The sequence below is a fragment of the Trichococcus sp. TS_SC_9 genome (assembly GCF_056156325.1).
In genome coordinates, this window is sequence record NZ_CM149591.1 from 2,523,387 (window position 1) to 2,545,815 (window position 22,429).

The window sequence follows — 22,429 nt, forward strand, 5'->3', positions numbered from 1 at the left end:
TTTCATCTGAGGCTGTATCTACGGACAATCAATACGTCACAAAGAACAACCTACTCCACGTGGCTTTGCCAATCGAAAAAATTCACTTTGGAAACGCGAGTAAATGTTGACATAAATGATTGCTCCTCTATATGATTGATAATTTAATAGTAACCAATGCGAAAAACAAAGTCAAGAGTAGGATTAGAAAAAGATGAGGTATTCTCATATTACCTTCCCCACCCTTAAAAAAAAACAAAAAAATGACCCAGGAAACCTCCTGCGGTCATTTTTTTCCCTTGAATGGCCCAAAAAAACTTCGTGGGGGAAGTTGATATTGGCTTTCGAGATGATCTTACCTGTTTCGCGTGTACGTGTAATCGAAGTGTGCAGAATAAAAGATGGATATGCATTGAATAATGGCAGTATACATCTGCAAAATGAGCTTATGAATAACTGAGCAAAACTCCACACCTTGCAATCTTGTTGATTCATCCATTACGTACTCCATCCCCCCAAGGTTATCCCTCATTACCACACACAGTAATGAGATTGTTGATATGCGACAAGCCGCCAAGTTAAGCTGTCGCGATGGTTTCATTTTGGATATCGCAACCTTTTTCTTCTGCAACACCGCATGAAGCTACATGTAAACAACTATCTGTTGATCATTAGGAATGAACAGCAGGCCCCCATTATGACGGGCTCCAATCATAGTGGTGCTGACATTCAAAAATACCGAACAGTAAGCGTTTACAATTACGTTCGTGTTTCGATTACTTTCTTAGTATAAGTCACCATAATCGTAAATGCAACATTAAATGTTAATTTATTTACTATTATATAATCAGTCGCAAAAAACAGTCTGATGCCTGTCCAGGATTCAATTTATATGGTGTCATTTCATAAAACGGATTTCTCGAGATCTATCCACCCGGAAAATCAGTTGGGAATGCTGACGATACCTATGTATAAGCATTTCATCATACTATCTTTACACTCTGTTCACTAGGACTTTACATTTTTTGAATGAGATATCCAACACAACTTGCATTGTTGTTTATTAAAAATCGGCAAACTCTGAAAATCAAATATAATAGCACTATGTTGAGTATTTGCTCGGGAAACTAACAGTATTTTGTTTTCATCCCCCCCTCCCGAATTTTGAATGTCCAAAAAACGAATAACTCCCCTTGCCTTTCAGGACGTTGGAACGTCTGTATGGTGCTCCGAAAGAAACTCGAAGGAGAAATCATCGAAGAGATTCACTAATTAGGCAATGACCGGATCCTCATTTTCTGTTTTCAGAACTTCGATGAACTTGGCGACCAGCAGTAACTGGAGCCCATCGTCGAATTGATACTATTCTTGTTTGAATACACTTTGTAGTTGTCGCATTTTTTAGCGACCGTTCGTTTACAACATGTGTTTATTTCTAAATCTACTTCTTTTAGAAAAATAAAAGTAAAAACCCGAATATTTTCGCACGTTTCTTCTTTATTCTGAGATTACCAAAATTAACGAAACTTATGTTTGTGTATTTTTCCGTTGTTAGGGTTGTACATTGTCTTTCCGCATGCCGTTTTGGATATCTGCCATCCGGTGAATGATTATATAGGTACATACCAAGTGCGCCTTCCCTTATGGTTTGCACCAAAATATGACACAATGAAGAAACACGCCAGACGGCGGAGATGATATGGTATAATGAAAGGCGTATATTGACATGTACTAGGAGGTGTTTTCATGTCTTTTGATGGTGTATTTACACGTGCCATGGTCAAGGAATTGAACCGCGACCTGGAAAACGGAAGGATCAGTAAGGTCTATCAGCCGTTTCAGCACGAAATTATTCTTACCATACGAGCCAATCGGAAAAACAAACGGGTATTGCTGTCAGCTCACCCATCCTACGCTCGGATACAAGTAATCAATGATAACTTATCCAACCCCGATTCAGCGCCCAATTTCTGTATGGTGCTGCGCAAAAATCTGGAGGGTGCCTACATCGAAGACATCAAACAATTGGGCAACGACCGGATCATCATTTTCTCATTCCGGAATTTCGATGAACTCGGCGACCAGCGCCAGATGGAATTGATCATCGAATTGATGGGACGCCACAGCAACATCTTCCTGATCGATAAGCAAACTAGGATGATCATCGATTGTCTGAAGCATGTGCCGTTTTACCAAAACAGTTTCCGGCCGCTGCATCCAGGCGTCGCCTATCAGTTGCCGCCCCATCAGGACAAAGCGAACCCTTTTGAGATGGAAAAGGAGGAACTGGCATCTGTCTCAGCCACATTCAACGATGAATTACCGCTGTTCAAATCATTGCAAGGAGCTTTTCAGGGCTTGGGCAGCGATTCCGCAATGGAAATCAGCTACTATACGGAGCAGGATAGTTTGTCTGCAGCGGATGCGATTCTCGCATTTAAACAACAGCTGGACACAGCTATCCCTACATTGACCGAGGAATCCGCAAAGAAACAACATTTTACACCCTTCCCGTTCCGGAGTCTTCCGGGAGAGAAAAGGCATTACGACAGCCTCAGCGAATTGTTGGACGCCTACTATGATGAAAAAGCATCCCGGGACCGCATCAACCAAGTGGCTTCCGAGCTGCTCCATGTCGTCAACACGGAACGCAAGAAGAATCAGCTGAAGCTGAAGAAGCTGGACCAGACGCTGTTGGAGACGGAAAAAGCTGATGTCTACCGGATCAAGGGAGAGATCTTGACGGCCTATCTGCATCAAATGAAAAAAGGCGATATGGAAGTGACGCTCAACAACTTCTACGATGATGAGAATCCGATAACGATTGCTTTGAATCCAGCGCTGACCCCTTCCCAGAATGCCCAAAAATACTTTTCCAAATATCAGAAGCTCACCACTGCCGTCGCATACGTGAATGAGCAGGTCGAACATACCCATGCAGAGAACGAATATTTGGAATCCATCGAAACGCTGATCCAACTCTCCGACCCGCAGGACTTGGAGGACATAATGGACGAGCTGCGCGAATCTGGATATTTGAAGAAAAAGTACAAAGGTAAACAGAAAAAACACAAAACCAGCAAGCCCCACAAATTCCTGTCATCGGACGGCACGACCATCCTGATCGGAAAGAACAATGTGCAGAACGACCAGCTGACGCTGAAGACGGCAAAAAAATCGGATATTTGGCTGCATACGAAAAACATACCCGGTTCGCATGTCATCATCGAAAGCAATCACCCTTCCGAGGAGACGCTCTTTGAAGCGGCGACATTGGCCGCTTATTATTCCAAGTTCCAGAATTCTTCGAACGTCCCTGTCGACTACGTTGTGGTCAAGAACATACGCAAACCAAACGGTGCGAAACCCGGCTTCGTCATCTACGAAGGGCAAAAAACCCTTTATGTAACACCGGATAAGGAACTGGTCCGGACGCTGAAGGCCGATTGAGAGCAGATTACCGTTGCATCGCAAAATCGATAATACAAAGTCCGCTTCTCCTAAAGCGTGCAAAGAGGCCCGAGAAATATTTCTCGGGCCTCTTCATATGCCTGCGCGATTTTCGTATTTGTGCTGTGCGGAACGTCGGGTTGCCTCTAAATGAGGCAGTCATTTTTTTCGCATCCGGTTTCCGTTCAGAGTGGTTTGATAATGTTCCCGATAAGATTGGCTCACCAACCCCTGCCAATGATCGCATCATCCCTACTTTCATCCATTGATCGTCTTGTTATCCACTCACCGATTGACATAATTATGGCCTTTTTCTTTTCGAACTGGAGGGAATGCCCAGACCCATGCGGTATTTCGCTACTGTCCTGCGGGAAATGTCGATTCCCTGCGCAGTGAAATGATCGGCAATCACCTGGTCGGAAACCGGCTTTGACTTTTCTTCGCTGCCGACTATTTGCTTTATTTCGGTTTGGATGACGATGGATGAGATGGCTACCTGATCTCCGTCATCCTCTTTCATAAAACCGCTCCGGAAGAAAAAACGCAATTCAAAGATGCCTTTCGGGGTCGCCATGTATTTGTCGTTCACGACCCGGCTTACCGTCGAAATACTCAGGTCCGTCAGTTTGGCGATGTTTTTCATCGTCATAGGCTTCATCGAGGAGGCTTTTTCCAAGAAATAATCCGTCTGCAGCTGCAGGATGGCTTCCGTTATTTTGATGACGTTCTGTGTCCGTTGGAGAACACACTGCTGAATCCAGGATATTTCTTTCTTTTTTTCTTCCAGATAACGTTTCATATCTTTATCCGCCAACGCCAGCAATTCGCTGTAATAGTCTTCGTTGAACGCAACCGATGGCAGACCGCTTTGATTGAACGAGACGTCCAGTGAGTTGTCCTCGGCTATTGCTACATAGATGTCTGGTTCGATGAAGACCGTCTCCTCGAATACGGTCTCCCACTGCAGCTTCGTCTTCAGCTTGCTCATGTAGGTGATGATTTCGATCAGTTCGTCATGTTCGATCTCCTCGACGTCCCTAATCGACTCCAAGCGATAGGTAGATAGCTCCTTGAAATAATTTTCCAGTATGTAGTAGGCCAGCGGGGGCGACTGTTCGTCCCTTTCGGTTTGCAGCATCAGAAACTCCTGCAGGTCGCGGGCACCGACACCGGGAGGATCCAACTGTTGCAGGAGCGTTAGGGCATCCAACACTTCCGTTTCCTCGGCCGCAGTTGCCTCCGCAACCTCTTCCAGCTTGATATCCAAATAGCCGTCATCCGTCACGTATCGGATGAGGAACAGAACCAGCTGCCTGAGCGGCGTGTTTTTCATGTTCAGATAGATCTGTTCATGCAGAAAATCATAGAGGGATTGATTCTTGCTTTCCATGCGTTCATACCAGGGCGTCTGATTATCCGCTGTGTATACATTGGAGACGGCCACAGCGCCCGTGTCCGATGCCCGCTTTTTGATGTCCATCAACGGATTACCCAATGCCTGGTCCTCTATGTAGCTGGAAAGTTCCGACATGGGCATCTGCAGAATGTGCAAAGCCTGTCGCAGCTGCTGCGTCATCTTGATCGATTGTTGTTGCGTTTGCTTCAGCTGGAATTCCTGCCTCGCCATCACTATCACCTCTTCTCTGTTCTTCTCTTCTGTGTCTAAAAATACATGGAACCAGTATACCACCATTGGAGCGCTTACTTGCAAAAAATGAATCAAAAAACCCGACAAACAAGATTCCAGATCTTGTTTGCCGGGTTTGACATGGCAACTATTCGGACGTAGGATTAACCCTTGAACCAGTTCTCAGGGTCTTTGCTCCAGTCTTTCAATAACTCCAATTCTGCTTCGGAGATGTAGTTTGTTTCATGGGCAACTTCCAGCAATGTGCTGTAGTTGGACAACGTGTCGATCGCAAGACCGGCATCGGCGAAATTTTTCGTTCCTTTAGCCAATTCATAAGTGAAGATAGCGACGCAACCCAATACGTTTGCGCCTTCCAGCTCAGCTGCTTTGGAAGCTTCGATGACGCTGCCGCCAGTGGATATCAAGTCTTCGACTACGACCATTTTTTGGCCTTCAGTAATTTTGCCTTCGATTTTGCGGCCTGTTCCGTGGTCTTTCGCTTTGCTGCGAATGTAGACCATCGGCAAGTCCAAAATGTCAGCGATCCAAGCTGCGTGTGGGATGCCTGCAGTCGCAGTTCCGGCGATCACTTCTGCATCCGGGTATTTTTCTTTGATCAGATCAGCCAATCCTTGCGCAATCTGTTTGCGCACTGCCGGAAAGCTCATTGTCACACGGTTATCGCAATAGATTGGGCTTCTCAAACCTGATGCCCAAGTAAACGGGTCTTGCGGGCTCAAGCTCACTGCTTTGATGTCCAATAATGATTTTGCTACTTCTTTTGCTATCGTCATTTTATTCCGCTCCATTCCATTGGTTCTTGATTTCGTGATAGGCTGCAACCGGATCAGCCGCCTGGGTGATCGGACGACCGACTACGATGAAGGTTGAGCCGATTTCTCTTGCGCGCCCTGGTGTCGCGACACGCTTTTGGTCTCCAACCGCACTGCCGGCCGGGCGGATACCCGGTGTCAAACAGATGAAGTCATCATTCGTGTGATCCTTGATCATGCGCGCTTCCCATGCGGAACAAACGACGCCGTCGAGTCCGGATTTGCAGGTAAGGTCTGCGTAATGCAGGACGCTCTCCTGCAGGCTGACTTTGATCAACTGTTCTGACTGCATCGCTTCTTCGGAAGTGGATGTCAATTGTGTGACCGCGATCAGTTTCGGAACGGCGCTTCCTGCCGGGGTGCCTGCGATCAAACCTTCTTTAGCGGCTTTCATCATTTCCGAACCGCCAGCTGCATGGACATTGACCATATCGATATCCAATGCGGCCAAGCCTTTCATGGCGCGGTGAACAGTGTTCGGGATGTCATGCAATTTCAGGTCCAGGAAGATTTCGTGGCCCATTTCCTTGATTTTTTTCACGATTTCCGCTCCGTGTTGGTAATACAGTTCCATACCCACTTTTACATATAGCGACTCATCTTTGAATAGCAAAAGGAAGTCCTTGATTTCTTCGCTCGTTGAAAAGTCCAACGCTATTATCGGTTTATCGTTCATTGAGGATGCCTTCTCTCACTTCATTGATTAATTCCTGCAGGCTATTGATGCCCAGTTCGTCCATGCGTTGCGGAAGCTGTTCGATCAATTTCGGGCAAACGAACGGATCGGTGAAGTTGGCCATGCCGACGCCGACTGCGCTTGCTCCAGCCATGAACATTTCCAGCACATCATCCACCGTGTAGACGCCGCCCATCCCGATAATCGGAATATTGACTGCACGCGCCACTTGATAGATCATGCGGATCGCTACCGGTTTGATGGCAGGACCGGAAAGGCCGCCCGTCTTGTTGGCGATGATCGGTTTGCGTGTGTGCAGATCGATGCGCATGCCCACCAAAGTGTTGATCATTGAGATACCATCCGCCCCGGCTGCTTCAACCGCTTTGGCGATTTCGACGATATCCGTAACGTTCGGTGATAATTTGACGTAAACCGGAACGGTTGCACCTTCTTTAGCCGCACGCGTTACGGCAGCTGCCATCTCCGGATCGGTGCCGAACTGCAGTCCGCCTTTATGGACGTTCGGGCAAGAAATGTTCAATTCGATCGCTTTGACGTTCGGTGATTGGGAAACGGCTTTGCAGACTTGGTAATAATCATCGACTGTGTTTCCGGCGACGTTCGAAATCAAAGGCACATCGTATTTCTCAAGCGCTGTGTGCTTCTGTGCAACAACGACCTCAACACCAGGATTCTGCAATCCAATGGCATTCAGCATGCCGGATGGTGTTTCCGCCAAACGCGGTGTAGGATTGCCTCTGCGGGGCTCCAACGTCGTTGCTTTCGTCATGATGGCGCCCAATAGGCTCAGGTCATAAAACTTGCCGTAATCCTCGCCGAAACCGAAACATCCGCTTGCAGGGATGATTGGGTTTTTTAATTCTAAACCGGGTAAACTGACTGCTAATCGATTCATAATACTATCTCCTCTGCTCTGAAGACCGGTCCTTCGACACAGACTCTGAAATTATCATAAGCTGATGTGCTGTCTTTCTTGTCGCAGACGCAACCGTAACAGGCTCCGATACCGCAGGCCATGCGCTCTTCCAGCGAAAGGTAGGTTTTCCTCGGGTCGAATGTCTTCGCTACCGCAACCAACAAGCCTTTCGGGCCGCAAGCGAAGACTGCGTCCGGAACGAAGCCGTCCAGTTCATCGAAGTATTGCGTCACGAAGCCTTTCTTGCCGTAGCTGCCGTCATCCGTCGCGATGTTCACCTTGCCGAATGCTGCAAATTCTTCTTCATAGAAAACTTCTTCTTTATTTTTGAAACCGAAGCAGCTCACCACATTGATGCCTTTCGCATGCAATTGTTTCGCCAATTCATAAAGCGGAGGAACACCGATGCCGCCGCCGATCAGCAGAGCATTCTGCCCTTTTTCAAGCATGTCGATCGGATAACCGTTGCCTAATGGCCCCAGGATATCCAATTCGTCGCCTGCTGTAAGCTGGCTGATGATTGTGGTGCCTTTTCCTTCGGTACGGTAGATAATGACGCATTCTTCCTTTTCGGCATCGATTGAAGCGATGCTGATGGGGCGTCTCAAAAGCAGTTCATCCCCTGGGACACGGATATGCAAAAACTGATCCGGTGCTCCCATTTCATTGACCAACGCGCCTTTCAGGCGCAATTCGAAGATATCCTTTGCGATTTCTGTCTGGCTGACGACTGTCATCATAGCTTGACTCATAATTATTTTCCTCCTTAATTTTGACAAAAAAGGTGATCTAAAAAAATGCGATGGAGCAAGCTTCAAAGCAAATTCTTCTGTGTCTCTCTGGACACAGTTAAAGAATCACCGACCTATTGTTTACGCTCTGATCAATGTAACTTTTTCGATGCCGTCGACTTCATCCAACTGAACGGAAATCTGTTCTGCCTGGGATGTCGGGATGTTCTTCCCGACGTAATCCGCCTTGATCGGCAGTTCCCGGTGGCCTCTGTCGATCAGGACCGCGACTGTGATCCGTTTCGCTCTCCCCAGATCCATCACCGCATCCATGCCGGCCCGTATCGTGCGGGCGGTGAACAGGACATCATCCACCAACACGACATGCTTGCCGGCAACCGAAAACGGAATGTTCGTTTCGTGCAACACAGGGTTGTCATTCGTGTCTCGGTGCACATCATCGCGGTAAAGCGTGATGTCCAATTCCCCTACCGGCAGCTCGACTCCTTCAAAATCTTTGATCCGTTCGACTATGCGCTTGGCCAGGTAGATGCCGCGCGTCTTGATGCCCACCAAAATCAGGTTCTTGGTGCCGTCGTTCTTTTCCAATATTTCATGTGTGATGCGGGTCAGCGCGCGTTTCATCGTCTGGGCATCCATGATTTCGATTTCTTCTGACATTTCCACTACTCCTTCATCGCCAAAATGAAAAAAAATACCCTTATGCATGTGGGCATAAGGGTACAGTCACGTGACGCTATACAAAATGTGATGCACCTTTTAGCCTCTCTGGACTATTTTAAAGGTTCCTTCAATATTACTGTAATGATAACGAATAGAGGCGTTGCTGTCAATCAGTTTTTGCGCAGTTCCGCCAGTTTTTCGCTGTAGAAATCAGGCAAAGGTGCTTCGAAGCGCATTTCCTTGCCCGTCGTCGGGTGGATGAAGCCCAAAGTGGACGCATGCAAATATTGGCCATGGCCGCTGAGTGTTTCAGCCGGTCCGTACATAGGATCGCCAGCTACTGGATGGCCGATGTATTTCATATGGACACGGATCTGGTGCGTACGGCCGGTTTCAAGGTGCAATTTCAGCAAAGTGAAATCACGGAAACGCTCGATGACATCAAAATGCGTCACTGCCTTTTTGCCGCCGTCAGCCACTGTGCGTTTTTTGCGGTCAATCAACATCCGGGCGATCGGCGCATCGATTGTGCCGTCTTCATGCGGGATCACGCCATGGACCAAAGCAAGATAGGCCCGTTCCATCGTGTGGTTCTCCAACTGCTCCGCCAATTTCTGGTGCGCTTCGTTCGTCTTGGCGACGACCAACAAGCCGGATGTGTCCATATCGATGCGGTGAACGATTCCTGGACGGATATTTGCCGTGCCGTCGGATAGCGCGTTTACGTGAAACAACAAGCCGTTGACCAAGGTACCGGAAAGATGCCCTTTGGATGGATGCACGACCATGCCGGTTGGCTTATTGACGACCAACAGCGCATCGTCTTCATAGATGACATCCAATGCAATGTCCTCCGGAGTGACGTTGATCTGTTCCGGTTCCGGAATCGTCAATTCCAGAAGATCCCCTTCTTGGACCTTGTAATTCGATTTGACGGCTTTGTCGTTCACCATCAGATTGCCGTCTTTGACCCACGCCTGAATTTGCGAACGGCTGGTGCCTGTCATGAAATCCGCCAAGATCTTATCAATCCTGCCGGTTTGACCATCAATGTTAAATACGATTTTTTCTGTCATTTGAATCCCACTTTACTTTAGCTTATTTTTAGAACTTATTTTTTCTTCTTCCTCTTCCATGAAAAGGATATAGATCGTCATCAGGATGACGCCTATCGTCAAACAAACATCCGCCACATTAAAAATCGGAAAATCAATGAAGTCCAGGCGGAACATGTCCACCACATACCCCAAACGCATCCGATCGATGAAATTGCCAAGAGCACCGCTCAAAAGAAAAGCGTAACTGATGCCCACGATTTTTTTGTCGAATCCCTGCTTGTGCGCATTATAGACCATTGCGCCCACGACAACTACAGTGATGATGAAGAAAAAGAACATTCTTCCTTCAAATATCCCCCAGGCAGCGCCCTCGTTCTGAATGTAGAACAGGGACAAAATGCCCGGTAACACTTCCTTCACTTCGTGCAATGCAAAATTATTTACGATGGCAATTTTACTCCACTGGTCCAGGACCAACAGCAAGATGGCCAATATATAATAGATAATCATCCGATAGCCTCACTTATTCTGAAATTAACGTTTTTCCGTATCTTTTGCCTCTATCTATTGTAAACTAATTTTTCAAATTGTATAGTCATTGATTCCGGCATTTCCGCCTACAAGCTGACTCATCATGGCAATTGTGACCCTTTTTTAATGATTCTTTAACAATTTTCCGAAGATATGGCAATCTACCTTGATAAAGAATAGCCATTTTCGGTATAATGAAGCTTGTATTGTTATATATCACGTAATAAAGGAGCTTGTTTATGTTGAGAGGTAAGAAGATTGGATTAGTGTTTGCCGGTGCTCTGGTATTGTCAGCTTGCGCAGACCAAGTGAAAGAAACGTCAGAGACGATCACCCAGATCAAAACCGAGGAAACCGAAATTGTTTCCCAATTGAATGAGCTGCAACAATTGGAGACCGCGTTACAGAAATCATTCGATGAATCGTTGGCCAGCGATGAAGAATTGAAGAATTTCAAAGACGGCTCTGCAGCCGTGTTCAGCAACTTGGAAGAACGCCGAACCTTAGCCGATTCGATTGAAAGCGCTTTGGAAGGCTTATCCGAGACGAAAGCCGACTTCGTTGCGTTCGACGAAGAAACCCTACCACTGGATCAGATGCAGGCAATCGGCGAAACGCTGGATTTGTTCAGCGAAAATTCATTGACTTACTTGGCGGCCTATCGAGACAGCTTGGATAAAGAAGAAGAACTGTTGACCGGATTTGGAGCGGACGATGCCACTTTCGATACCTTCTTTGCGGGAATCGAAGCAATCAATCTGAGTGCCGAAACAAACCAAACCAATCTTGCGCCCGTCGCTGAAAATTTGACGACTCTGGATGCACAATTGGTTGAATTGGAAGCAGCCATCACCGCAATAGGGACGGAAGGAAGCACAGCCGCCGATTCTTCTGCCGGCACCGCGGAATCCTCAGAGACTGCCGCTGCAGAAAAACCAGCAAAAAAAGTTGAACCTGTAAGCTATGAATACCGCATCAATCCGGAGATTTCCACAGTCCAACCGATTGCTGAGGATGGCAACACGCAAGTCGCTTTGTTGACTTTCGATGATGCACCGCAGCAACCGAACAGCTACACCGTGGAAATTGCCGAAACCGTCAAATCGAAGGACGCCAACGCCATTTTCTTCGTGATGGGACAATTCCTCACGAATGAACAGGCGCGCAAAGACATCAAGACCGTCTATGACATGGGCTTCGAAATCGGTAACCATTCCTATTCTCATCCGGATTTCCAAAGCTTGACCTACGATCAGCAACTGGAAGAAATCAAATCAACAAATGATCTGATCGAAGAGATCACCGGCGAGCGTCCGCGCTTCCTGCGCGCCCCTTACGGACAGTACAATGACGACACCATCGCAATCGCTGCAGCAGAAGGCATGACAATCATGAACTGGACCTACGGCTATGATTGGGTGGAAGAGTTCATGGAAGGCACTGCTTTAGCCGACGTTATGGTGAACTCGCAGTACCTGGGAGACGGCGCGAACTTGCTGATGCATGATCGCCCATGGACAAACGACGCGATCGCTGCCATCATCGATGGCCTGCGCGCGAAAGATATCACAATCGTAGACCCGAATGTGATCGAATCGCCTGAACGGGAGGAAATGTAATGATGACCTATTTTAAACAGACACTCGCTGCCGCCAGTTTATTGTTTTTCCTATCAGGTACGACAGTCGTATTGGCCAGCGAAACCGAAAGCTCCGCTGCCAGCGACAGCGCAACCGCGGAAACAACAGCAACCACAACCACTACAGCGCTTACGCTGCGCCAAGGTGCCCTTTTGAAGACACCCACAGCTAAGGAACTGCCGAAGAAATTCTTCTATGACAGCGGCGTCGAAATCGCCTATCCAGCTGACGGCGTCAAAGGAATCTATGTGACGGCCTACTCGGTCGGCTACGAAGAAAAATTCAACAAATTGCTCGCTTACGTCGATTCGAACGACCTGAACGCGATGGTCATCGACATCAAGGACGACATGGGCGTTGTGACGGCTGATTTCAACTCCGATGATACCCACATCCAGGAAAATACGGAAGAGTATATCCCGGATGTCAATGAGCTGATGGACGTGATGGAAGAGAAACAGATCTATCCAATCGCCCGCATCGTGACCTTCAAGGATACCTTGTTGGCTAACGAACAGCCGGAAATGTCCTTCACCGAAAGCGATGGCTCCGTCTGGGTTGCATCGAATGGCGAATCATTCATCAACCCATTCCTGAAGCAGACTTGGGATTACGCCGTCAATGTCGGGATCGAAGCTGCCAAAGTCGGATTCAAGGAAGTCCAGTTCGACTATGTCCGCTTCCCGGAAGGCTTTGAAGTCTGGGGAGATACATTGAATTACGACATGGGCGAATACGCTGATCTGAATATGACCGATGACGAAAAACGTGTGCAGGCCATCACCGATTTTACCGCTTATGCGAAAGAAAAACTGATGCCTTACGGCGTGGACGTATCCGTTGATATCTTCGGCTATACCGCCTCTGTCGTTGAAGCATCCGGCATCGGCCAGAACTTCCCTGAGATTTCCGAGAATGTCGATGTTATCTCTTCGATGATTTACCCGAGCCACTGGGGCACCGATTACTTTGGCATCTACAAGCCGGATCTGTACCCGTATGAACTGGTATCCGAATACATGATAGTCGAAAACGAGTTGCTTGCAACGCTTGAGACTCCGCCAATCAGCCGTCCTTGGCTGCAGGACTTTACCGCTTCCTACTTGGGATCCGGATTCTACCAAACCTACGGCAAAGAGCAAGTCGATGCTCAAGTACAGGCACTGTATGATGCCGGCGTCAACGAGTTCCTGTTGTGGAATGCGTTGAATAACTACACTTATTAATAATGCATAACAAAAAGCTCGGCCGGGAAAATTTCCCGGCCGAGCTTTTTGTCACCGATTGTCGGCTATTCCGTAATGGAGAATCCTACACAATTCTTGTCCCGTGCACTTCGGTGAATTCCAATATTTTTTCAAGGTCTGCGAGATTGTCTTTCGTAATGCCGCCGCCCGGCATGATCGTCATGTCTGGACTGATTCCCGCGAGTTCGCCGAGATGCGCTGCGTTGTCGAAAATTGTGTTTTCTTTTGGACCGCCATGCGTCAAAATCCGTGTAAACCCAATTTCTCCCAACCACAATAATGCGTCTTTTTGCTTATCTTCCGGTATTTCATCAAACGCCATATGGAAAGCAAGTTCAATCCCATTATCGTTGGCCAGCTTGGCTATTTCTTCCAAAAAGGGTTTATCCAACTCGTTGGGTGCGGTTAAAGCTCCTACCGCTATACCATTGGCCTGCAAGGCAATTATTTCTTCCAAATCCCGCATCATGATGGCTTTTTCCATAATCGAATAAACAAAATCTCCGCCTCGTGGCCGCAGGATCACAATAAGGGATACACCTTTTTCGGAACAATACTCCGTTGCAATTTTGATGACGCCGACGCTGGGTGTTGTGCCCCCTACCGCCAAGTTGTCACACAGTTCGATCCGTTTAGCCCCGCGTGCGATGAATTCCGGAACGTTCGTAAAGTTTTCTGCACATGCTTCTTTTAGCATTCTGTCACCTCATGGATACTTTAGCCCTTAAGTTAATCCTTCTTTTTTCAGCACTTGCATGAGATCCAGTTTATTGTCAGCGACGACTTTTCGGATATCCAAGTGGATGCCCTTATAGTTCAAGTACTCAAAAGCCTGAATATCGCGTTTGCCAACCGCTACTGCGTTTGTGATCATCTTCTTACCGTCCGAATAGCTCATGCCGCCGATATTGACGGAATCGATTTTGACACCCTTTTGCACGATTCGGGCGACATCGGTAGGGTTCGTAAACAAGAGCATCGCCCGAAATTGGTTAAGCGTATCATCAAAGTAAATTTCGACAAACTTTTCTACTGGAATCACACTGACCTTCACACCTGGTGGAGCAACCTGACGCAAGAGTGTCTTACGCAGATGATCCTGCGCCACCTCATCACTGATGACAAGAATCCGCTCTGCTTTGCTTATCTTCGTCCACACGGTTGCCACCTGTCCGTGAACCAAACGATCGTCGATTCGCACTAATCGAATATCCATTACCACTGTTTAGCACCTCCTTAAATCGCCCATCCAGCAACCGCCAACAGAATGCATCTTGATTTCCCGCCGCAATTTAGGATGCTTTCTTTTTGAACATGTGCTTGAAGGCATTCTTCAAAACATCGAAGAAACCCAATGATTGAACCATATGATCTGGGTTTACATAGATGCGAATCGCACGTAACACGTCCTTGGGATTTTTTGATGAAAAAGTATACGTACCATCTTTCTTTGTCTGAAGCGCAAAACGTGGAATCCATTTTCCTTTGAACATCACGGATGCCATGACATAATCGACCTCTTCCCAAGGAATTTGAATGAACTTTCGTGGATCACGATGATGATAAAATTCAAACGCTTGATCTCCTATCATAATTTTACCGTAGTCCGTTAACCCCATATAAGAAGTGCCATCCACTACCATATCAACCTTTGCATTCAGGGATTCAACCATTGTATATGCCCCTCTCTCTTTTCGTCTGGTTTGAGTATAATATACACTCATTGCTTTTTACAAGAAAAAGTAAGGCTCAGGCAGCTTTGCCTGAGCCTCACAAACGTCATTTTTTTGATGCATTTGAAAATTACAGCAATCCGATCAAGCGTCCGCCGATACCAACAACGAACAGACCAAGAATGATCACGATTGGAGAAACTTTCTTCTTCAACAACCACATGCATAAGAATGTCAACAGCAACGCTGCCAAGCCAGGGATCAATTGATCCAAGTTATTTTGCAAAGTCGTTACTTTTGTATCAGTCAGGGACAAGCCTGAAGTATACTGTGCCAGGGCTTGCTGGATGCCAGCAGTGCCACTTGGCAGGTTTTCCCAATCAATAAACGCACCTTCTGAAAGTTTCACTGAAGAAACGATCGGAGCAAACGAGATGGATACCCAACGTTGCACCAAGGCAGCCAATACGAACATCCCAAGAATGGAAGCTCCTTTTGTCAAATCTTGAAGTATTCCGCCAGATAAATCCTCAGTGATTTTTGATCCAGCCTTATAACCGAATTCTTGGGTATACCACATGAATCCCCAACGGATAATGTTCCATGCAACAAAGAATAGGATAGGTCCTAAGATATTTCCTGTTAAGGCTAAAGAAGCACCTAAAGCTCCAAGAATCGGACGGACTGTAAACCAGAACACAGGGTCACCGACACCGGCAAGAGGTCCCATCATTCCGACCTTCACACCTTGAATCGTAACATCATCCACTGGAGCTCCGTTTGCGCGTTCTTCTTCCAACGCCAGCGTTACTCCTAATACTGGAGATGCCACATATGGATGTGTATTGAAGAATTCCAAGTGGCGTTTCAATGCCAGGACGCGATCTGCTTTTTCTGGATAAAGTTTCTTGATTGCTGGAATCATTGCGAAAGCCCAGCCACCGTTTTGCATCCGTTCGTAGTTCCATGATCCTTGAATGAAGGTGGAACGCCAAGCAACCGCTAGTCGATCTTTTTTAGTTAATACAAATTTTTTATCTACCGTATTTTGTACCATGTTTGCAGTCTCCTTTCCTAATAGTCATTCAGAATTTGATCGAGTGGGTCACCCATATTGCCAGAACCGCCATTACCGGAACCGCCCATTTTGGAAAGGTTCAAGTAGATCAAGGCCATTGCAACACCTAGGGCTCCTAATGCGATCAACGTCAATTGTGATACAGCGGCAACAACGAAACCAATGATGAAGAATGGCCATACTTCTTTGGTGGCCATCATATTGATTACCATTGCATAACCAACGGCTACGACCATACCGCCACCGATTGCCATTCCATCAGTCAACCAACCTGGCATTGATTCCAACCCAGAACGGACAGCGTCAGCAGGGATGAACAGAAGCAAAGCAGCAGGAATTGCGATACGCAAACCTTGCATGGCAATAGCCCCCATTTGAAGCCATTCAATCTTGCGATAGTCGCCTTCTTCTGCAGCTGCGTCCATCAAATGAACGATAGGAACAGCGAGTGTACGAACGAACATTGTCAATACCAATCCAGCAACAGCCAGAGGAATCGCAATGGCGATAGCGGATGAAACGCCATTTACGCCTTGACCACCTAAAACTAAAATAATTGCCGATGCAACAGATGCAAGTGCTGCGTCAGGAGCTACAGCAGCTCCGATATTTGCCCAACCTAAGGCGATCATTTGTAATGATCCACCAAGAATAATACCAGCTTCAAGATTACCTGTGACAAGTCCGATAAGTGTACATGCAACGAGCGGTTGATGGAATTGGAATTCATCTAAAATGCCTTCCATCCCGGCAAAGAATGCCACGATGATGACAAGAATAATTGAAACGACTGACATAATATACCTCCTCTTTTCTTGTTATGCCTTAGCTAATTCTTCTTTAGCTTTTTTCAGCAACGTATCCATTTTTTCCGATGAATCATTCGGAACTTTCCGGACATCAAATTTAACACCTTTTTCTTTCAATGCTTCAAATGCTTTCACATCTGCAGGTCCCATTGACAAGACCTTATTCACAACAACTTTGCCGACAGAGTGAGCCATTGATCCAACATTTAGTTGCTCAATATTCACGCCACCTTCCAACGCCCGAAGGACATCTTGCACGTTTTCAAAAAGCAACAGAGCATGAGTGTTCCCAAAACGTGGATCCTTAGCAATTTCAATCATTTTTTTGATTGGAATTACATTGGCTTTGACTCCTGGAGGAGCCGCTTGCACGATAAGGTTTTTCCGCAATTCATCTCTTGAGACATCATCCGAAACCACGATGATCCGATCTGTTCCAGTTGTTTTCGCCCAGGTTGTTGCCACTTGTCCGTGAAGCAACCTTGAATCCAAACGAACGAGAGATAACTTGATTTTGCCATCGCCAACGACTGTCCCTGCGGGAAGGCTGCCTTTCAGCGCTTGCCCCTTAGAAGCCGCTTCCACTTTTACAGGCTCCAGGCTTTCCGGTTTAGCTTTTACGCCATCCTTCGCTGCTGGAAGAATTTGTGCAGCAACTTTAAGTGCTGAGTCAGTGCTCAACCTTGCTGCGTACGCTTCGATGACCATTGGAAGGTTCATTCCAGCGATGATTGCCCATGTGTCTTTATGTGCTTCATAAAGACTGTTGGCTTGGTTAAACGGTGTTCCGCCCCATAGGTCGACTAAGAACAATACTTCCTCTGGGTTGTCAAAAGATGCGACGGCCTCTTGCATTTTAGCTTTGACATCGGCCGGTCCTTCGCTAGGCGCTAAGGTCACTGCTTTGACATTTTCTTGTTCGCCGAAAATCATCGAGGCAGATTGCATAATGCCTTCAGCGAAATCCCCGTGACTTGCTAGGATAATTCCTACCATTTGTTTACCTCCTATTGAATGTATTTTGTGACTGTTTGGATAAATAACTTGGCAGGCCATTTACCAGACATAATACTATATGCAAAAAGCGTGCCAACTTAGTGTATGGCCCATTCCTTTGGATAAAAAAGCGAAAAAAATACACTAAAACCCACAGTGTTTTAGTGTATCGTTTTTGTTCGGCTTTAGTGTATCAGACACTGTATCGCTAATAGCGTTAGTCTTGGTAGGCCAACAATTGCTGCAAATAGTATATTTCATCTTTCGGCATTTCAATTTGGAAGGTGCTGCTGAGGAGATTCATGGACTGTTCCAGCTGTTTAAATGTTTCTGTCTGTTCCGTCATTTCCAGTTCTTCTTGCGGTGCGATCAATGTATCTTGGCGCAGGGAACGCTCAAACATTCCCGCGATATGCATCAATTGATTGATTGCTTGGGAATAATTTTCTTCATTTTTCAATAAGGAACGACTGAATTTCCACAAAGGTTCGATCAGTTTTTGCGGGTTCAAGAATGTAAAGCTTTCCGTCATGTATTCCACGCATATCTGCTTAGCCTTTTCCGCTGTCAACTCACTGTCATCATAGGCTTCGGACTCTTCCACTAAATAGTCCAATACTTTTTCGGCATCCCCATTGAAAAAATGTTCCATTGGAATGTAAACGGCATCGATTTTGGGTTTGACGATCCCTGTTGTAGCAAGGATTTCATACTTCTGTTGCAAGCTAACCAACTGCTCATCCATTTCAATCACCGAAATCGGCAGCACCTCGATTTCCACATCAAAATATTTCTCCAAATGCTTGTCGATGAGCTCTTTCATCTTTTGCGCTGTTCCTTCACCCGAAGCGCAGATCGCAATGATTGCCTTTTTGCGCTTTAAAGAATGGCCGTTCTCTTCGCGCGTGGTCACGTTGCTGCCTGCATACCCACGAAAAGATTGGAGCGAACGATAAATTTCATCAAGTGTCGTTTCAACAAGATCCGTCTTGCGTACCGTCTCCAATACGAGCGGGGTCGTGACCATATCGATCGTTTTGACCTCAATCCCTGTTTTTTCTGTGATTTTTTCCGAAAAAGTCGCCAGTGAGCCCATATCGACCAACAAAATGACGCCGCTCCCTCGATCGATTTCTTGGACACAATGAATAATTTTTTCGAGCGCCACTTGGGGCTTCATCTCAAGAGGCATGTCGACAGCGCGGATATTGTCGACCCCCAACAAGGTCGTGACAACCTCCGCCATGCTCGTTGCCGTACTCTTGCCATGGGCTGCAATAACAACACCCACTCGCCCTGTGGCCTTGTCCTGCTTTAATGAAACAAGCAGCAACGTCAGATAATAGGTTTCTACCTCAGGAATTTTAATGCTGTATTCTTTTTGCAGCTCCTGCTTCATCCATTTAGCTACAGTAAACTCTTGGGGATAATCCTCCACCATATTTTTGATGCTTGCATGGAGCGTCCGGCTGCTTTCCCCTAGTTGAATCCGCTTTAAAAACGAACTGATATGGAGACTCATCGCATAGACGAAATTCCGTTGGAAGTGATAATCCAAATGATCTTGGGCATACTCAAACATATTTTTGGCAAAGCGGATAATGCGTTGATCAATGATTTCGGAAAGCTTTTTCTCGGTGTCAAAGGTCAAACCGGTATCGCGATAAAAAGACTTCAGATGGACATTGATGTCGGTCGTAATATAATGGTTGATGGATTCCTTATCAAGCCCCTCATCCCGCAGCAGCGCGGCCTTATTCCCGATAATTTCATACAAATTATAAGGTAGCTCATAGGAATCGGTTATCAGCGGACTTTCCGCTCCTTCATTCGGCACCAACGTCAGCACGGGCTCCAGCATCCGAGTCAGCTCATTCAAGCGCTCGCGATGATTATTCGCCAGATTGAGCAGACCGTTTTGGATCTCCGGCGTGAGCTCATCCAGCGTGATCGAAATTTCACTGGAATTCATATAGTTCAAAAAGGCCCGCGCGCAAACCAGCTGGACATTCGATTTCAGCTGCCCGACATTCCCGTAGGTTACGCTGCCGATCAAAGCCTTCACAGCATCCTGTTTCACATGGATACTTCTTTGGATTCGGTTGGCTTCGATCGCGACCATCCGCTTCAACAAATCCACCTGTTCCGCAATCGGACGCTCCGAAAATTGCGGCAATTTGATGACGATCGGGATGCGTCGCACAAAGGTCTGGAGCAAACTGGAAGCGGGATCTTCCGTCGTTGCACAAACAAGACGGACGTTGACTTTATTGGCTTTATCGGTTTCGCCTAATCGATTATAGGTGCCGTGATCCAGCAGATAAAAAATCATTTCCTGCCCTTCAGGCGGCAGGCGGTGCACCTCATCCATAAAGAGCATCCCGCCGTCTGCCCGTTGGATCAAGCCGTCCGTCGTTTCCGTCGCTCCTGTAAAAGCACCCTTGCGGTATCCGAACAAGTGAGCCATCAATAATTCGGGATTGTGCGCGTAGTCGGCACAATTGAACACAACCAGCTCCTTATCAGCTGCGAACACTTGATTTGCCTGCGCGAAACGAAACATCGAATGCACAAAAAAGGTTTTGCCGCTTCCTGTCGGTCCGGTGATCAAGCAACTTAACCCCTTGGGAGGATAGAGAATCGCGGCCTTTGCCTGATCAACTTGAGTCCGCATACTGTCATTCGACCCGACTACATTCGCAAATCCTTCGTTATTTTTATCGCGGCTGCCCACAGCCTTTCCCTCCCGGGTTGCGGGAACACGAGAAATTTCAGAACCAGGCACGCGTGTTTCGCTGGTTGCCCTTGCTGTTGGCTTGGGTTGGTCTTCTATATATGAGTCCATCTTTTTATATGGTCGCTTCTGGCTTTTCAAAGAGTGATCCGCATATCTGACTGGCCGTCCAGAGGATTTGATCAGCTTTCCCTGACGCACGAGCTCATTTAAGTCGCTGCTTGCGTTGGGCCGTTTGATATCGAGCTGCATCACGACTTCCTGAGTCGTCACACCGTCGTTCTCTTGCTCAAAAGCAGCTTCTGCCCACTCCTCTGAGCGGATTTTGATATACTCGTAGATTCGATCAATTCGTTTCATCGAGATTCCTCCTTTTACTTCATCCCCATAAAAGTACCATAGTCCCGAAAAAAACGAAAGTGGAAGCTTACGAAAAGTGCCGTTCCACAGCCTGCTTTTTCAGCGGGTTGGCAAATATCCCCAATAGGCTTTCAAAACATTTGAACAATAGTTGCATTTGTAATACAATGTACATACAAAGGAGTGATTATAATGAGCACTATATCATTACGCATGGATGAAGAAGAAGAAAAATTAATCAAAGAATATGCGAAAGCCAAAAACATTACGATTTCTGCTCTCTTCAGGAATGCAGTATTAGAAAAAATCGAAGATGAAATTGACTTAGATCTTTACCATGTAGCCATGAAACAACACGTTGAGAACCCTCAAGTTATTTCTTTCGATGAAATGATGAAGGAATTAGATTTCTGATGGTGGCATATAAAGTAGAATTTGAAAACAGTGCTCAAAAGACACTGAAGAAAATGGATCGTTATCAAGCACAAATCATTTTATCTTGGATAAAAAAGAATCTGGTGGATACGGAGAATCCCAGACAGCACGGAAAGGGACTTGTCGCGAACCATTCTGGTGAATGGCGTTATCGGATTGGTGATTACCGTCTGATTGCAGACATCAATGATGATACAATCACTATATTAGTTCTTGAAATCGGCCACCGGAAAGATATCTATAAATAGAAAGAGTCTGTCTCTAGTCACACTCCCCTATATAATAGCCAGATAATGAATTTCAAAATACTTAAATTAATCCTGAAAATACTTCTTACACGCTTTCTATATTTGTGATACCATGGTTGACGTTGCACAAAAATTAGAAGGAGTGTTTATATGCCCACAAACAAAAAAGAAGGAATTATTTTTACGACGATAATGTGCTCTATGATGGTGTTAGGAATGAGCCTTTACAATCTGCTGTTACATGATAAATTAGGGTTTGTGCCGCTTGTGGCAGGCTTAGTGCCAGGATTTGTTGTCGCATTTATTTTGGACGTATTCGTTGTAGGAGTGATCGCAAAGAAAATTGCTTTTCGACTACCCATCAAAAAAGAAAATAAGTTGCAGTTAATTTTGACAATCTCCAGTTTGATGGTTCTAGGGATGGTCACTTTCATGTCATTATTCGGTGTTCTTATTGAAGGCGGCATCCCTGATAATTTATGGGCGGCCTATAGTGAAGCGTGGAGAATGAATGTTATTGTCGCTTTGCCATTACAATTGTTGGTTGTTGGACCTATTTCTCGGACAATTCTTGGTAATATCCAAGCCAATAGTCAGCTTATTTTGGAATAAACTTTAGCGCACAATTGTTGAAATATCAAAAAAGGTGCAGCACACTTGGCAATAACCAAGGATGCTGCACCTTCTGTTTATCGTT

Annotated in this window: 21 protein-coding genes; 6 read left to right on the plus strand and 15 right to left on the minus strand. The window is 46.3% G+C overall.

Annotated elements, in window-relative coordinates:
• Positions 1–1,725: 1,725 nt before the first annotated feature.
• Positions 1,726–3,429, plus strand: coding sequence for an NFACT RNA binding domain-containing protein (locus tag AC0J5I_RS12370; protein ID WP_475300293.1), 1,704 nt, complete (start codon positions 1,726–1,728; stop codon positions 3,427–3,429).
• A 301-nt stretch (positions 3,430–3,730) separates the two neighbouring features.
• On the opposite strand, the gene rpoN is transcribed toward AC0J5I_RS12370, so the two are convergent.
• The 8 genes from rpoN to lspA form a co-directional block, all read right to left on the minus strand.
• Positions 3,731–5,056 (minus strand): RNA polymerase factor sigma-54, encoded by a 1,326-nt coding sequence (gene rpoN, locus AC0J5I_RS12375; RefSeq protein WP_475300297.1) that lies wholly within the window; start codon positions 5,054–5,056, stop codon positions 3,731–3,733.
• 164 nt (positions 5,057–5,220) lie between these two features.
• A complete protein-coding gene (gene pyrE / locus AC0J5I_RS12380) occupies positions 5,221–5,853 on the minus strand; it encodes an orotate phosphoribosyltransferase (protein WP_107995263.1) in 633 nt (210 codons plus the stop codon).
• A 1-nt stretch (position 5,854) separates the two neighbouring features.
• Entirely contained in the window at positions 5,855–6,568 is a 714-nt protein-coding gene (gene pyrF, locus AC0J5I_RS12385; protein ID WP_107995264.1) for an orotidine-5'-phosphate decarboxylase, read from the minus strand.
• Complete coding sequence (locus tag AC0J5I_RS12390) at positions 6,558–7,487, minus strand: dihydroorotate dehydrogenase (protein ID WP_086941438.1); 930 nt, start codon at positions 7,485–7,487, stop codon at positions 6,558–6,560. Before AC0J5I_RS12390 ends, pyrF begins: the two co-directional genes overlap by 11 nt.
• Positions 7,484–8,260, minus strand: coding sequence for a dihydroorotate dehydrogenase electron transfer subunit (locus AC0J5I_RS12395; RefSeq protein ID WP_475300303.1), 777 nt, complete (start codon positions 8,258–8,260; stop codon positions 7,484–7,486). Before AC0J5I_RS12395 ends, AC0J5I_RS12390 begins: the two co-directional genes overlap by 4 nt.
• A gap of 120 nt (positions 8,261–8,380) precedes the next feature.
• A complete protein-coding gene (pyrR, locus tag AC0J5I_RS12400; protein ID WP_475300307.1) occupies positions 8,381–8,920 on the minus strand; it encodes a bifunctional pyr operon transcriptional regulator/uracil phosphoribosyltransferase PyrR in 540 nt (179 codons plus the stop codon).
• A 173-nt stretch (positions 8,921–9,093) separates the two neighbouring features.
• A complete protein-coding gene (locus AC0J5I_RS12405; RefSeq protein WP_107995265.1) occupies positions 9,094–9,999 on the minus strand; it encodes an RluA family pseudouridine synthase in 906 nt (301 codons plus the stop codon).
• 12 nt (positions 10,000–10,011) lie between these two features.
• Positions 10,012–10,491, minus strand: coding sequence for a signal peptidase II (lspA, locus tag AC0J5I_RS12410; RefSeq protein WP_107995266.1), 480 nt, complete (start codon positions 10,489–10,491; stop codon positions 10,012–10,014).
• 260 nt (positions 10,492–10,751) lie between these two features.
• Between lspA and AC0J5I_RS12415 the strand changes: the two genes are divergently transcribed.
• Together AC0J5I_RS12415 and AC0J5I_RS12420 are read left to right on the plus strand one after the other, a co-directional pair.
• Positions 10,752–12,131, plus strand: a complete 1,380-nt coding sequence (locus AC0J5I_RS12415) for a polysaccharide deacetylase family protein (RefSeq protein ID WP_475300315.1) — start codon at positions 10,752–10,754, stop codon at positions 12,129–12,131.
• The gene (locus tag AC0J5I_RS12420) at positions 12,131–13,378 is read left to right on the plus strand and encodes a putative glycoside hydrolase (protein ID WP_475300320.1); all 1,248 of its coding nucleotides are present in this window, start codon (positions 12,131–12,133) and stop codon (positions 13,376–13,378) included. Before AC0J5I_RS12415 ends, AC0J5I_RS12420 begins: the two co-directional genes overlap by 1 nt.
• 85 nt (positions 13,379–13,463) lie before the next feature.
• Here AC0J5I_RS12420 and AC0J5I_RS12425 read toward each other — a convergent pair whose 3' ends face one another.
• From AC0J5I_RS12425 to AC0J5I_RS12455, 7 genes are all read right to left on the minus strand, one after another.
• Entirely contained in the window at positions 13,464–14,096 is a 633-nt protein-coding gene (locus AC0J5I_RS12425) for a copper homeostasis protein CutC (RefSeq protein WP_475300324.1), read from the minus strand.
• 27 nt (positions 14,097–14,123) lie between these two features.
• A complete protein-coding gene (locus AC0J5I_RS12430) occupies positions 14,124–14,621 on the minus strand; it encodes a mannose/fructose/sorbose PTS transporter subunit IIB (protein WP_475300329.1) in 498 nt (165 codons plus the stop codon).
• Between the two features lie 70 nt (positions 14,622–14,691).
• On the minus strand, positions 14,692–15,072 hold the full coding sequence (locus AC0J5I_RS12435) for a DUF956 family protein (RefSeq protein ID WP_107995269.1): 381 nt from the start codon (positions 15,070–15,072) through the stop codon (positions 14,692–14,694).
• Between the two features lie 130 nt (positions 15,073–15,202).
• Complete coding sequence (locus AC0J5I_RS12440; protein WP_475300335.1) at positions 15,203–16,129, minus strand: PTS system mannose/fructose/sorbose family transporter subunit IID; 927 nt, start codon at positions 16,127–16,129, stop codon at positions 15,203–15,205.
• A gap of 17 nt (positions 16,130–16,146) precedes the next feature.
• Positions 16,147–16,947, minus strand: coding sequence for a PTS mannose/fructose/sorbose transporter subunit IIC (locus tag AC0J5I_RS12445; protein ID WP_475300339.1), 801 nt, complete (start codon positions 16,945–16,947; stop codon positions 16,147–16,149).
• Between the two features lie 21 nt (positions 16,948–16,968).
• Entirely contained in the window at positions 16,969–17,955 is a 987-nt protein-coding gene (locus tag AC0J5I_RS12450; RefSeq protein WP_107995272.1) for a mannose/fructose/sorbose PTS transporter subunit IIA, read from the minus strand.
• Between the two features lie 217 nt (positions 17,956–18,172).
• Positions 18,173–21,049, minus strand: coding sequence for a sigma-54-dependent transcriptional regulator (locus AC0J5I_RS12455; protein ID WP_475300343.1), 2,877 nt, complete (start codon positions 21,047–21,049; stop codon positions 18,173–18,175).
• Positions 21,050–21,241: 192 nt separating this feature from the next.
• Here AC0J5I_RS12455 and relB point away from each other — a divergent pair, with 192 nt between their 5' ends.
• The 3 genes from relB (at position 21,242) to AC0J5I_RS12470 (ending at position 22,344) form a co-directional block, all read left to right on the plus strand.
• Entirely contained in the window at positions 21,242–21,463 is a 222-nt protein-coding gene (relB, locus tag AC0J5I_RS12460; RefSeq protein ID WP_475300346.1) for a type II toxin-antitoxin system RelB family antitoxin, read from the plus strand.
• 2 nt (positions 21,464–21,465) lie between these two features.
• Entirely contained in the window at positions 21,466–21,732 is a 267-nt protein-coding gene (locus AC0J5I_RS12465; protein WP_475305713.1) for a type II toxin-antitoxin system RelE family toxin, read from the plus strand.
• Positions 21,733–21,882: 150 nt separating this feature from the next.
• Positions 21,883–22,344, plus strand: coding sequence for a DUF2798 domain-containing protein (locus AC0J5I_RS12470; RefSeq protein ID WP_475300350.1), 462 nt, complete (start codon positions 21,883–21,885; stop codon positions 22,342–22,344).
• The last annotated feature ends 85 nt before the right edge of the window (positions 22,345–22,429 follow it).

Coding starts and splice junctions, on each gene's coding strand:
- relB (WP_475300346.1), top strand. CDS start 21,242: ATGAGCACTATATCATTACGCATGGATGAAGAAGAAGAAAAATTAATC.
- AC0J5I_RS12420 (WP_475300320.1), top strand. CDS start 12,131: ATGATGACCTATTTTAAACAGACACTCGCTGCCGCCAGTTTATTGTTT.
- AC0J5I_RS12425 (WP_475300324.1), bottom strand. CDS start 14,096: ATGCTAAAAGAAGCATGTGCAGAAAACTTTACGAACGTTCCGGAATTC.
- AC0J5I_RS12440 (WP_475300335.1), bottom strand. CDS start 16,129: ATGGTACAAAATACGGTAGATAAAAAATTTGTATTAACTAAAAAAGAT.
- AC0J5I_RS12370 (WP_475300293.1), top strand. CDS start 1,726: ATGTCTTTTGATGGTGTATTTACACGTGCCATGGTCAAGGAATTGAAC.
- lspA (WP_107995266.1), bottom strand. CDS start 10,491: ATGATTATCTATTATATATTGGCCATCTTGCTGTTGGTCCTGGACCAG.
- AC0J5I_RS12455 (WP_475300343.1), bottom strand. CDS start 21,049: ATGAAACGAATTGATCGAATCTACGAGTATATCAAAATCCGCTCAGAG.
- AC0J5I_RS12405 (WP_107995265.1), bottom strand. CDS start 9,999: ATGACAGAAAAAATCGTATTTAACATTGATGGTCAAACCGGCAGGATT.
- AC0J5I_RS12390 (WP_086941438.1), bottom strand. CDS start 7,487: ATGAATCGATTAGCAGTCAGTTTACCCGGTTTAGAATTAAAAAACCCA.
- rpoN (WP_475300297.1), bottom strand. CDS start 5,056: ATGGCGAGGCAGGAATTCCAGCTGAAGCAAACGCAACAACAATCGATC.
- AC0J5I_RS12470 (WP_475300350.1), top strand. CDS start 21,883: ATGCCCACAAACAAAAAAGAAGGAATTATTTTTACGACGATAATGTGC.
- AC0J5I_RS12435 (WP_107995269.1), bottom strand. CDS start 15,072: ATGGTTGAATCCCTGAATGCAAAGGTTGATATGGTAGTGGATGGCACT.
- AC0J5I_RS12445 (WP_475300339.1), bottom strand. CDS start 16,947: ATGTCAGTCGTTTCAATTATTCTTGTCATCATCGTGGCATTCTTTGCC.
- AC0J5I_RS12450 (WP_107995272.1), bottom strand. CDS start 17,955: ATGGTAGGAATTATCCTAGCAAGTCACGGGGATTTCGCTGAAGGCATT.
- pyrE (WP_107995263.1), bottom strand. CDS start 5,853: ATGACGATAGCAAAAGAAGTAGCAAAATCATTATTGGACATCAAAGCA.
- pyrR (WP_475300307.1), bottom strand. CDS start 8,920: ATGTCAGAAGAAATCGAAATCATGGATGCCCAGACGATGAAACGCGCG.
- AC0J5I_RS12415 (WP_475300315.1), top strand. CDS start 10,752: ATGTTGAGAGGTAAGAAGATTGGATTAGTGTTTGCCGGTGCTCTGGTA.
- pyrF (WP_107995264.1), bottom strand. CDS start 6,568: ATGAACGATAAACCGATAATAGCGTTGGACTTTTCAACGAGCGAAGAA.
- AC0J5I_RS12395 (WP_475300303.1), bottom strand. CDS start 8,260: ATGAGTCAAGCTATGATGACAGTCGTCAGCCAGACAGAAATCGCAAAG.